Origin of the sequence: Virgibacillus sp. LDC1 (assembly GCF_025792345.1) — a bacterium.
Lineage (GTDB): Bacteria > Bacillota > Bacilli > Paenibacillales > Paenibacillaceae > Paenibacillus_AQ > Paenibacillus_AQ lautus.
Map to the genome: position 1 here is coordinate 1 of NZ_JAOXLZ010000004.1, position 12,076 is coordinate 12,076.

General features: G+C 50.5%; 11 protein-coding genes. 9 read left to right on the forward strand and 2 right to left on the reverse strand.

Annotated features, from left to right (window positions below):
• Nucleotides 1–179 precede the first annotated feature (179 nt).
• Nucleotides 180–989 (forward strand): ammonia-dependent NAD(+) synthetase, encoded by an 810-nt coding sequence (nadE, locus tag OHJ21_RS24395; RefSeq protein WP_100540172.1) that lies wholly within the window; start codon nt 180–182, stop codon nt 987–989.
• Nucleotides 990–1,057: 68 nt separating this feature from the next.
• On the opposite strand, the gene OHJ21_RS24400 is transcribed toward nadE, so the two are convergent.
• Complete coding sequence (locus tag OHJ21_RS24400; RefSeq protein WP_100540173.1) at nt 1,058–1,609, reverse strand: dihydrofolate reductase family protein; 552 nt, start codon at nt 1,607–1,609, stop codon at nt 1,058–1,060.
• A 190-nt stretch (nt 1,610–1,799) separates the two neighbouring features.
• Between OHJ21_RS24400 and acpS the strand changes: the two genes are divergently transcribed.
• Both acpS and mutY read left to right on the forward strand, forming a co-directional pair.
• Nucleotides 1,800–2,195, forward strand: a complete 396-nt coding sequence (acpS, locus tag OHJ21_RS24405; protein ID WP_100540174.1) for a holo-ACP synthase — start codon at nt 1,800–1,802, stop codon at nt 2,193–2,195.
• A 24-nt stretch (nt 2,196–2,219) separates the two neighbouring features.
• Nucleotides 2,220–3,368 carry an A/G-specific adenine glycosylase gene (gene mutY, locus OHJ21_RS24410; RefSeq protein ID WP_100540175.1) on the forward strand — a complete coding sequence of 383 codons (1,149 nt, stop codon included), beginning with the start codon at nt 2,220–2,222 and terminating at the stop codon, nt 3,366–3,368.
• A 268-nt stretch (nt 3,369–3,636) separates the two neighbouring features.
• Here mutY and OHJ21_RS24415 read toward each other — a convergent pair whose 3' ends face one another.
• Nucleotides 3,637–4,245: a superoxide dismutase gene (locus OHJ21_RS24415; RefSeq protein ID WP_100540176.1), complete on the reverse strand. Its 609-nt coding sequence runs from the start codon at nt 4,243–4,245 to the stop codon at nt 3,637–3,639.
• A 326-nt stretch (nt 4,246–4,571) separates the two neighbouring features.
• On the opposite strand from OHJ21_RS24415, the gene OHJ21_RS24420 reads away from it, so the two are divergent.
• The 6 genes from OHJ21_RS24420 (at nt 4,572) to lepB (ending at nt 12,068) form a co-directional block, all read left to right on the forward strand.
• Nucleotides 4,572–7,139, forward strand: coding sequence for a hypothetical protein (locus tag OHJ21_RS24420; RefSeq protein ID WP_100540177.1), 2,568 nt, complete (start codon nt 4,572–4,574; stop codon nt 7,137–7,139).
• 27 nt (nt 7,140–7,166) lie between these two features.
• Entirely contained in the window at nt 7,167–7,934 is a 768-nt protein-coding gene (locus tag OHJ21_RS24425; protein ID WP_326111965.1) for an ABC transporter ATP-binding protein, read from the forward strand.
• Between the two features lie 68 nt (nt 7,935–8,002).
• Nucleotides 8,003–9,280 (forward strand): ABC transporter permease, encoded by a 1,278-nt coding sequence (locus tag OHJ21_RS24430; protein ID WP_243390922.1) that lies wholly within the window; start codon nt 8,003–8,005, stop codon nt 9,278–9,280.
• Between the two features lie 33 nt (nt 9,281–9,313).
• Nucleotides 9,314–10,402 (forward strand): efflux RND transporter periplasmic adaptor subunit, encoded by a 1,089-nt coding sequence (locus OHJ21_RS24435; RefSeq protein WP_486021397.1) that lies wholly within the window; start codon nt 9,314–9,316, stop codon nt 10,400–10,402.
• A 436-nt stretch (nt 10,403–10,838) separates the two neighbouring features.
• Nucleotides 10,839–11,264 (forward strand): GNAT family N-acetyltransferase, encoded by a 426-nt coding sequence (locus OHJ21_RS24440; RefSeq protein ID WP_100540181.1) that lies wholly within the window; start codon nt 10,839–10,841, stop codon nt 11,262–11,264.
• Nucleotides 11,265–11,465: 201 nt separating this feature from the next.
• Entirely contained in the window at nt 11,466–12,068 is a 603-nt protein-coding gene (gene lepB / locus OHJ21_RS24445; protein ID WP_100540182.1) for a signal peptidase I, read from the forward strand.
• The last annotated feature ends 8 nt before the right edge of the window (nt 12,069–12,076 follow it).

Sequence of the window (12,076 nt, forward strand, 5' to 3'; positions counted from 1 at the left end):
GTCGATAGGACGTTTTTGTTATAGATATAGAATTTATAAGTTATCAGCTACGCTGATGAAATTCTATATCGCAAGAAAAACTTCCGCTAAATGCGGTCTGTCTTCTGAGAAAGTACGTCGATAGACGTATGAATGAAGTACTTCAGAAAGAGAGAACATACTGAAAGGAGTCATATATCATGAGCCTACAAGAACAAATTATCGCAGAACTGGGTGTCAAACCTACCATTAATGTGGAGGAAGAGGTACGCAAGCGCGTTGATTTTCTGAAAACCTATGTAAAGAACTCGGGCACTTCCGGACTGCTGATCGCGATTAGCGGCGGGATTGATTCCGCTGTGGCTGCCGGTCTGTGCAAGCGGGCTACTGACGAGCTTACAGAGGAGACCGGTAAGGAATACAAGACACTCGGGGTGTTCCAGCCATACGGCGAGCAGGCTGATATTTCCGACAGCTACGCGACGGCGAAAGCCTTCGATTTGAAATATACCGTCGAGACCAATATCGAGGAAGCCGTGAACGAGGTTGCTCTAGAGGTTGAGCACGGCCTGAAAAATATCGGCGTCCATAAGCATATGAGTATTCCCGGTAAAGGCAATGTGAAAGCCAGAGTGCGTATGGTGGTACAATATGCGTTGGCATTCGAACAAAATTTGATCGTTGTCGGCACGGATCATGCTTCCGAGGCGATTACCGGCTTCTATACTAAGTGGGGCGATGGAGCAGTGGATATTACGCCGCTGAGTTCCCTGAACAAGCGTCAGGTCCGTATGCTCGCATCCTATTTGGGGGTTCCGCAATCGATTCTGGACAAAGCGCCTTCTGCCGGCCTTTGGGAAGGTCAGACGGACGAGAAAGAGCTCGGAATCAGCTACGAGGATAACAGCGATTATCTGGAAGGCAAGACGATCAACCCTGATGTTCAGCAGAAGCTCGAGAGTTATTACGTCAAAACCGCGCACAAGCGCAATACGATTCCAGGCATCTAACATACGAATTCCCAAGCATAAAGCCTTCCGGAGAATCCCCTCCGGAAGGCTTTATATTTAGCGAGGCACTAGGTATACATAATATTGTAGGTCGGTTTGAGAACGCCGTTGGCATATTGCTTCATATCGACCAGTTCGAGTCTTAGTCGCGGCTTGACACTGCCGAACAACGGAACGCCGTCACCAACCATTACCGGGTTCACCTTCAATACAAGCTGATCGATCAGTTGATGCTGAAGCAGGCTTCCTGCTAATTCTCCGCCGCCGCACAGCCACAGCTTGCCGTCCGTCTGTTGTTTGAGATTATGGATGTACGGGACGGCGTCCTCCTTGACTAGTTCAACTTCATCATTGGATTCGAATTCTAATGACCGTGAGAATATATAATGCTTGAGTCCTTTGTAACCAGGCTCCCCCGGCTTAGCACCCATCTTAAATCCAAACTCATACGTTTTACCGCCCATCAGTACAGCCTCAAACTCCTGAATGTCGGCCAAGAAGTCCGGAACATGTTCCCCGTCGAATAAAAAGAGGGTGTGGTCGATTCTTCCATCCATCATGGCTTGATCGGCGATAAAAGAGTCAAGCGAAACGGCAACGTGATAAATCAATGAACCCATAACATGATTCCCCCTTAAGTTATGCTATTTTGTACAGTCTATATGGATAAAATTTGAAATACAACAAATTTATTTAATTCATGGTGTTGTAACACCGTTGGTCTCGCGTTGACGTACATCGACTGATACAATAAGTAGGAGTATATTTTTTGGACAGGAAGACTGGATCCATGAAGGAGAGCGAACGATTGTGATCTACGGAATCGGACATGACGTGCTGGACATGAAGCGAATGGAGATGTTGATGACAGGCCCGCATGGCGAGAGGTTCATGAAGCGCGTGCTTACGCAGGACGAGCAGGTCATCGCGGCCGGCAAGGGGGCGAAACGGACGGAGTTTGTTGCCGGGCGCTTTGCTGCCAAAGAAGCGATATCCAAAGCCTTCGGCTCCGGAATCGGGGGTGTAATCGGGTTCCGTGATATCGAAGTGCTGCCAGGTGCTCTTGGCAGGCCTGAGACCCGTCTATCACGGGAAGCCTGGGACCGTCTCGGAATGGAAGAGTCCGCACATTATGCGATTCATCTGACGATTTCGCATCAGGCCACGCTGGCTTCCGCTTTCGCTGTGGTTGAGAAGATAAAGTAAGGATGACGAAGGAGATTTTTATAGATGCATAATACGGAACACAAACCATACTTCAGCCACGAGCTGCTGAATTGGTATGAGATCAACAAAAGGGATTTGCCATGGCGCAGGCATCGCGATCCCTACTATATATGGGTATCTGAAATTATGCTGCAGCAGACCCGGGTGGACACGGTAATCCCGTATTTCCACCGGTTTATCGAGCGGTTTCCAACGATTCAGTCGCTTGCGGATGCGCCGGAGGACGATGTATTGAAATGCTGGGAGGGCCTCGGCTATTATTCCCGGGCACGCAATCTTCAGGCAGCCGCAAGGCAAGTGACAGAGCAGTATGGGGGCGTTATGCCGAGCGGAAAAGATGAAGTGTCGGGACTTAAGGGCATTGGTCCTTATACCTCGGGCGCCATTCGCAGCATCGCATTCAACATTCCTGCCGCAGCAGTGGACGGCAACGTGATGCGCGTGCTGTCCCGCTATTTTTTGATTGAAGAAGATATTATGAAGGTGAAAACCCGCACCAAGATGGAGGAGCTGGTGCTGACGCTGGTTCCGGACGGTCGAGCCTCGGATTTCACCCAGGCGTTGATGGAACTGGGGGCGTTAATATGTACGCCGAAATCGCCCAAATGTCTGGTATGCCCGGTGATGGAGCATTGTACAGCGCGTCTTGAGGGCAAAGAGGAGTCTCTTCCTATTAAGACGAAGGCCAAGCCGCCGCGTCCCGAACACCGCCTTACGGCGATCGTAGAGGGCACCGGCGTGCATGAAGGGAAGATTCTGATCCGCAAGCGTCCATCGACCGGTTTATTGGCAGGGATGTGGGAGCTGCCGCATGTGATTGTATCGACCGAGGAGAGCGGCGTTCCAGCCGTGATGTCCGAGGAGACGGCAATGAGCCGCTTGAGGGATGCCTTGCTGGAAGAAGGAGTTCCGGTCCTGCCGATCGGCCATGTGATGGACGCCGAGCATACCTTTAGCCATATTCAATGGAATATGGGCGTGTACCGCTGTAAGTGGCAGGATGTGCCGCCGGCAGCCCTGCAAGCAGCCGAGAGTGCAGCGGCGTATGAGACAGGCGAAGAGAACTTTCGCTGGATTCACGTTCACGACATGGAACGCTACGCATTTCCGAATGTGTTCATTCGGATTTTGAACTCGTATTTCTCATCTTAAAGCCGTAATTTCCCATGTAATGGGGGATATAATGATGAAACGGAATGGCTCGTAAGGAGTAGTGGAGCTTTGCATAGCTGGAAGAATGCGCTTCTTTACATTTTTGGCATCGGGGTGTCGAACGCCATTATGGGTCTAACCCTGCAGCAGCGGTAAATAACACGTAACAGCATGAAATAGTGATAGAAAAAGGCTGCTTTAGCGGTAGACAGGGTCTACAGCTGAAAGCAGCCTTTTTGGTATGATATCGGTTTTTAGTTAAGCGATATTATTTCGCGTTATCGTAACGTTTGCCGACTTCTTCCCAGTTCACTACATTCCAGAATGCGGAGATGTAATCAGGGCGTTTGTTTTGATATTTCAGGTAGTAAGCATGCTCCCAAACGTCCAGGCCGAGGAGAGGAGTTTGACCTTCCATGATCGGGCTGTCTTGGTTCGGCGTGCTGGTTACTGCCAGTTTGCCGTCTTTAACAACGAGCCAAGCCCAGCCGCTGCCGAAACGAGTTGTAGCCGCTTTTGCGAAATCTTCTTTGAATTTATCGAAGCCGCCCAGCTCGCTGTTGATAGCATCAGCCAATGCGCCAGTCGGTTGTCCGCCGCCGTTTGGTCCGATAACTTCCCAGAATAGGGAGTGGTTAGCATGGCCGCCGCCGTTGTTGCGAACCGCTGTGCGGATGCTTTCCGGTACAGCGTCAAGGTTAGCGATCAGATCCTCAAGGGATTTCCCTTGAAGCTCAGGAGCGTTCTCAAGAGCAGCGTTCAAGTTGGTTACGTAGGTATTATGGTGGCGATCATGGTGGATCTCCATCGTTTGTGCGTCGATATGAGGCTCGAGCGCGTCGTTTGCGTAAGGAAGTGCTGGTAATTGAAATGCCATAGTAAAAACCTCCTGTAAATTTAGTTTTTGGTTATGATGAAAGGTCTTCCTTCATCAGGAAGTCTTTATCATCCCGGAGCAATGGAATATGTAATCCGGCTACACTACATATATTAAACCGTTTTGGGTGATTAAATCAACTTTTATGTTTGAAAAGTCCGAGAGGGCTGATTTATTGCACGATGGAAAGTTGTTTCAGCGCAATGAATAATAATGGAAAACTTTTCTGTGAAACTTGTCGTTATATATATAGTCTTGAACAAATCTATGATCGAAACGTCGATATAGAAGGGATATGTCGAGGTAGAAAGGAGTCGGTACATAACATGAATAGTACAAAGTTCAGAGTGACTGCCATTCTGATGGCTGCCATTCTGGCTGCGGCACCGCAAGTGGAAGCTGCGGCATCTAAGACGCAGCCATCGCAAATCACGAAGTCGAATGCGCAGAAGGGTGCAGCGCTGGCCTGGAGCGTGAAACTTGGCAACAACGTCACGGCAAAGCTTGACCATGCCGACGTATGGCAGCAAACCGGTACGAATGTGGCGGTATTTACACTGACTTATAAAAACGGGGGGAAAAGCGCAGCGCGTCTGGTATCTTATTTTCCCAAGGTGGTGCTTCCCGGCGGTTCCGTGACGGCAGCCAATCCCATTTCCAAGGATCTGGCCAAGAAGAAGGTAGAACCCGGGCAAAGCCTGAGTGTAACCTATTATGCGAAAACCGACAGCAGCTCCTTGTCCGGCATGAAGCTGGTGATGGATGTATGGAATCCGCAAGTCAAAGGCTACCTGCAGCGTGTCGGAACGTACAGAATGCCCGCCAACTATTCAGCAGCCGTACCATCCGGCTTGACCTCCAAACTGAATCTGGGCGGCACGCCGGTTACCGTACAGGCTGAATCGCTGGAGATCATCAAGTATGACGGCAAAGTCATCGCCAAAGTCGGGATGTATATGACGAACCATGGCGGAAAGGTATGGAATGACCGGGGGTTCGAACCGTACTTGGTGACGGCAAGCGGCAGCTCATTCCCTCTGCGTCATGAGGCAGGGGCCGAGGGTGTGCCTGTTCAGCCGAAAGAAAAGAAACTTGTTTATTACATAACGGAAGTTCCCTCCTATCTTAAAACGGCGGGTTTGCGTTTCTTGTGGACCGAAAACGATGAAACGCTGAAGCTGTCTTTGCCGGTCGCATCCTTCAAGCTCCCTGCGGCAACAGCTCCAAAGTGGGATGTCGCGGCTGGCGCGGCCAAGAAGTTGACCATCAAGGGCATTCCGGTCGATGCCAGAATCCGCCAAGCTTCGCTGCGCGCCGCCGGGGGACAGGGCATATGGAATATCGAGATGGCCTTCAAGAACAAAGGGAAAAAATCGGTGGAGGTTCCGGCCTACGAGTATGCAATTAAAGCATCCGAAGGCTCCTTCCATCCTTATACCCCGGATAACAAAGCGGGTTTGACGCTCCGTCCCGGGGAAGAGAAAACGATGGTAATGGAAATAACGCTTCCGCTTGATCTCAAGCAGGACCGGTTGAAGCTGCAAATGATCGGGGCATCTGGCCCAGTCGGCTCATCCAAACCGCCGGCGAACTCGGATGAACCTGGCGGTGAGTCGACCGTCGAGGTCCAGGAGTCGTTGACCCTGCCGATTGCATACTTTGCCATCCCTTATCAAACGGAACGCAAATCATCGATTGGCGTGGAGTACGATGCGCAGACGGCGAAAGGATTTGCATACACGCTGGAATCCATGCAGCGGCTGCCATGGCAGGATCAGGATCTGATCGTTGCGAAGCTGCGTCTGCGGAATACTCAGGAATCCAAATCGCTGCCGCTGCCTGAGCTTAAAGTGAACGTCACAGCGGACGAAAAGACAACTCTGACCGGTTCGGAGGTTATTGCAGAGGAGCAGGGTTCCCTGATTGCCCCGGGGTCATCAACCGAGGTGTATGTCATGGCTCGGATCCCATATACCAAGGATATCCGTTCGCTCCGCTTCGAGCTGTTTACGCAGCAGGATACAGCCAAAACGTCGTTCCTTACCATGACCACGTCAGGCATGACGCAGTCGATCAGCACATTGGAGAAAGGGAAGCCGTATACAGTTACCGCGATTGGTAAGCGCGCAGAGGCGCAGGAACGGCGGACGGTCATCTATGAAGGCCTGGACTCCGACATTGTCTATTCCGAGTTCTTGCTGACCAGCAATGAACAGCGCCGCGTTCAAGCAGCGGTGCTGAAGGGGTATTTCCAAAGCACGGATGGCAAGATCTATGAAGCGGAAACCATTCAGCCGGAAGCCTCGCTTCAGCCGGGGTCCAAGCAGTCGATCGTCTTTTGGGCCAGAGTGCCGAAGGGGGCTGCAAGCGAACTGGGGCTTGCTCTGGGTACGGCAATGACCGGAGGCAAGCTTGCGGAGACGGGCAAAGACGCTACCGGTGTCATGGGCGTGAAAAAATTGATGCTGAATCCGATCAGACCAGCCGTAAGCTCCGGACTGACGAACCTCGATTGGTATCCTTACCACGTTTCGGTTACGAAAGCGGTAGGACATCTGCAGGAGGGCAGTTCTTCCATTCCGCTGAATATCACGTTTGATGTGAAACGCAGCGAGAGCATCATTGCAGCGGACTCCGGCCACAAGCTGATTTTAATCATCAAGGACAGCCTCGGGCAGACACAGGAGCGTACGCTCACGCCAGGAACCGATATCCAGGTGCCAGGTACCCGGTCGGTGTCGATGGAGCTGTCGGATGAGCAATACAAAAAACTTCGCGGCGGTTGGTTTAACTTAACCCTGGTGGACGAATTCCAGAATGAGCGTATCACGCTCGGCAGCCAAAGCTACAATCTGATATTCACGCCTACCGCAGTTCCCGACGAGGAGAGTTAAATTAAGAACCGGAAAGGAATAGCGAACATGTTGCGTTTGGAAAATGTATCGCACAGCTTTAAGAACGGTAACGAAGTGTTAAAAGTGCTCCATCATATCCAGTTCGAAGTCCAGAAGGGTGAGATGATTGCCCTGCTGGGCAGTTCCGGGTCGGGCAAGTCCACGCTGCTCAACTTGATGGCAGGACTAATGAAGCCGACGGAAGGCCATATTTATATTGCCGATCAGGATATTGTCAAATACGGGGAAAACAAGCTTGCAGTCTTCCGGCGCAAGCATATCGGATTTATTTTTCAGGCCTATGAGCTGATCCCGACGCTCACGGTTCGGGAAAACGTGGAGCTTCCCCTGGTCTTTCAATCCGTTTCTCCGTCCAAGCGCCGCAAGAAAGCGATGGAGCTGCTGGAGATGACGGGGATCGGCGATAAGGCTTCATTGTACCCGTCCCAGCTGTCAGGCGGACAGCAGCAGCGCGTCAGTATTGCTCGCTCATTGATTACCGAGCCTTCCGTTATTTTTGCGGACGAGCCGACGGGCAACCTGGACACCAAGACGGAAGAGGAAATTATCCGAATCATGATGGCGCTGAACGAGTCCATGAAAACGACGTTTGTCATCGTTACCCATGAGATGGAAGTCGCTGCTCAAATGAAAAAAACGATTATGCTCCGTGACGGTTATCTGGTTCAGCCGGAGGACTATACAGCGCCAGCAGCAGGTCAACGGGGGCCAAACGCCCCCTCGCCCCTGTCTGGGGTCCCGGTTCATGCGGAGGAGGCAGGTGAGGTCAGCTGATAATTTTAGACAGCATAAGGCTGGCATGGGGACAGATTAAACGCCGTAAAGTGGTGACAGCCCTGTGCATGACCGGTATTTCGATTGGATGCGCGGCAATTATCGTAGCGATCAGCATTGGCAACGGTGCCCAGAATTATTTGGAGACGGAAATTATAGGCGGCATGAAGCTTGACGAAATTACGGTGACTCCGCAGGGCTCAAGCGGGCAAGGTGAAGGCAGCGGCCCCACGGTCGGAGCTGACCGGGGATTGCTTACGGATGATAAGGTTCAGGTGATTCAGGGCTTTGATCATGTCAAATCCGTTATAGCCACCAAGCAACTCGGGTATTTTAAAGCCATTTCGTCCGACAACCTAATCAACGACGGCTTTAACGTTGTGGCCGTGGACCTGTCAAAGCTCAAAGAGCAGGGTAACAGGTTCAAGGAAGGCGGTCCGCTTGATCAGATCGGTGCTATGGTGCTCAATTACGGAGCAACAACCGGATGGAAGGATGCAGAGACGAGCGAAAGATTGATGAATATGATCAATACCGATCCCAACAATCCGAAGATATGGGAAGAATATCAGATGTATGAGAGCACCGTATCGGAAATGAACGGTAAAAATATTCAGTTGGAGCAGATGGACGCTGACAAGAAACAGCTTAGCCCGCAGCTTTATGTTGGAGGCGTGCTGGACGTGCCTACGGGGAGAGATGCCCAGTTTGCGATCTATGATCGTCAGGCCTATATTTCCTTTGATACGGCGGAATGGCTAACAAACAGTTTGAACTTGCAAAATGGGACAGCTTCGAAACAACGGGTATACGATAATCTAACCGTCAAAGTGGATGATCTGCAGAATATTAAACCGCTCGAGGATTTGATCTCAAAGCTTGCGCTTAATGCGAGCGACAATCTGGCCATGCGTGATCAGGTCGCTTCCCAATTGGATACCTTCAAAGCGATTGCTCTCGGCATCGGCGTATTTATCCTGTTATTGGCCTCGATATCGATCATCGTAGCGATGACGATGTCTACGCATCAGCGCCGTAGACAAATCGGCATCATGAAGGTCCTGGGGGCGAATATGCCGCAAATCCGCAACATGTTCATCGTAGAAGCCAGCCTGCTCGGTTTGCTTGGCGGATTGCTTGGCATCGTATTCGCATTTTTGATCATCAAGGGGCTAAATTCATTCATTATGGCTTCGGCGGGTATGTCTGGGCTGCAAATTGCGGTTACGCTGGAGACGCTGCCTATCGGCATTGCATTCGCTGTGATGACCGGAATCTTCTCAGGGATCTATCCGGCGATCAGTGCAGCTAGAACGAATGCACTTCTGGCCATCAAGCGGGATTAGGATAATGAGTTTCGGAAAGGAAGCTAAATCGGTATGATAAAAAAAATTATAAAATGGACGGTTATCGTTGCCGTGCTGGGCTTGGTGGGATATTGGGGATATGGACAGGTGAAACCGAAAGAACCCGAGATTCCCATGATGGAAGAGCCGCAGGTCATCTCATTTCCCGTAACCGAGGAAACCATCGTCTCGACCGTGCAGGTCAAGGGAACATCCGAATATGGGCGGGAGACCAATGTCTACGCACCTTTTGAAGCGAAAGTGGAGTCATGGAACGTCGAGAACGGCCAGCAGATCAAGAAAGGCGATGCGCTTTTTAAATTGGAGCAAACGGCCATTCGCCAGCAGCTTCAGCAGAAGGAAGCCGAGCTGCAGAAGCGGAAGCTGGAGCAGGAGCTGAAGGAGTTCACGTTAAATCAGGACCTCGATAGCGCCCCGGCGTTAGCAACGGAGGCCGAGCGCCTTAAAATGCTGGCAGACCAGGAGAATGCTCGGCTGAGCAGTCAGCTGGACGAGGTTACCAACGATATTGAGCGCCAGACGCTGGCCGACTTGAATGACAGGCTGAAGAAAGCTACATACCTATCGCCTGCAACAGGCCTGTTTCTGTTCGATCCGACGCAGCAGCGGCCGCAATCCGTGACGGCGAACCAGTATATCGGCAAAATCGTCGACCTGGATTCTCTTCGATTAGTGGCATATGTCGGGGAAAACGATATATTCAGCATTAAGCAGGACATGGCGGTTGAAGTAAAGCTGCCGTCCATCAAGGATCTAAAGCTGAAGGGAAAGGTGTTGGAGGTGGCCAAATTTGCCGAAACGACGGCTCAGGAGAAGCAAACTTCCCAGACACCACAGTTTAAGGTGATCATCTCGCTGCCGAAGGAAGAACGTTTGATCGGCGGGCTGACGCTAAACGGAGATATTGTAACCAAACGGAAGGATAAGGCGGTTGTCGTTCCTAAACTTGCCGTTATGACGGACGGAGGCACCTCCTATGTCATGGTGGACAAGGGAGGCGGCCAGATTGAACGGCAGGATATTGAGACCGGCTTGCAGACGCTAGATAAAGTCGAGGTTTTGTCAGGGCTGAAAGCGGGCGACACCGTCGTTCTTCAATAAATATCATGATCGAAATACAGCGTTCCTCAAAGGCACATTGCCGAGAGGACGCTGTTGTTTTTTTGCTTGCTTTATTAACGGCGGGGCTGGGAAAGTCTGGTCGTTTTATTAAAATATAGATCTCAATCAGGAAGAAAAACCTTGGGAATTAATGGGTGTAATTTTAACAGTGAGCTAATGGTTTAGCAGCAGGAAACAAACCTATCATTCCACAAAAATATGGAATATTATCCAGCTAAAAAGATGAAAACGCTTCATATAAAGCGCTTTCAGAAGAAAACTCGTGAATTTACGATAAAGATGTGGTTTAATGGACAAGGAAAGAGGATTTTCGGGTTTTTTGTAGTAACCTAAATGTCAGGTTTGCGTTAACGGAATACTAGATTTTTGTAAACCGGGTAAACCGCATCATGCTAACGAAAAGGGAGATTTTGAAATGCATGTTCGTTCCTTTCAGTTGAGTGACTGTAACCCCGTAACCGAGCTGCTGCAGATTGCTTTATCGGAAGAATGCTACGAAAACACGATGGAGCCCTTCTCCAGGCAGCTTGCTTGGGACTCCGATCTGATTATGGTGGCTGAAGAAAACGGTGAAATCGTTGGTGCCTTAATCGGTACGATCGAGCGCAATCATGGTTGTTATTACCGCATTGCCATTCATCCCGACTATCGCAGAAAAGGGATTGGCAAAGCCTTGATTTCGGCAATGGAACAGCGTTTTCAATCACGAAAAGTCAGTCGGATCATGGTAGCCGGAGACGAGCACAACGCCGCAGCCATGCCATTTTATGAAGCCATGGGATACGGTGCCAGCCAAATCCTGCGGTCGTTCCAGAAGCTCAGTATCCTTGGTCAATCGTAGTCATGACATAAGCGGTACATACGAGCGACGCAAACGGCGGCTTTAAGCTTCGACAGAGATAAGAAACGACATTTTTTCGATATGAAGCATATCTTTCAGCCGTTGCAAATGGGTGGGAGATATGCTTTTCTATTAATGTACCTTTTTTGAAGGTGCCGCCTTTGGTACCCGAAGGCGAAATCGAAGTAAAGTAGGTGTAGCATGGGACAAGTGATTTCTCCGGATTCAACTGAGCATGGCGAGAACAACGGACCTCAGAATCAACCTGGCAAGAAGAACGGCTGGGCCGCCGAGCTTTGGGATTGGGTAAAGACGATTGCGATTGCATTTGTTATTATGGTGCTTCTAAATATGTTTGTGTTCAATCTTTCTATGGTTAAAGGTGAATCTATGCAGCCGACGCTGGTAGCATCGGAGCGGCTGTTTATTAATAAAGTGGTATATCGCTTTTCCGAACCGAGCCATGGCGATGTCATTGTGCTTAAGGACCCGAGTGATGGCCCGGATAAGAAGGAGTTTCTTGTAAAGCGTGTCGTGGGCGTACCTGGGGACACCATTGAGGTAAAGGACCAGAAGCTGTACGTGAACGGAGTTGCACAGCAGGAAGGGTATACCGATGTTCCGATCGAGGACCCGGGCTTTGAGCCCATAACCCTGGAAGAGGGCCGCTACTTCGTTATGGGAGATAACCGCCATCTTGGAAAGAGTAAGGACAGCCGCATGTTCGGCAGCGTGAAGGAAAGCGACATCGTCGGCAGGGCGGAATTTATATTCTGGCCGTTGTCCGAGATCAAAAAGCTGTAGCTGAAAAG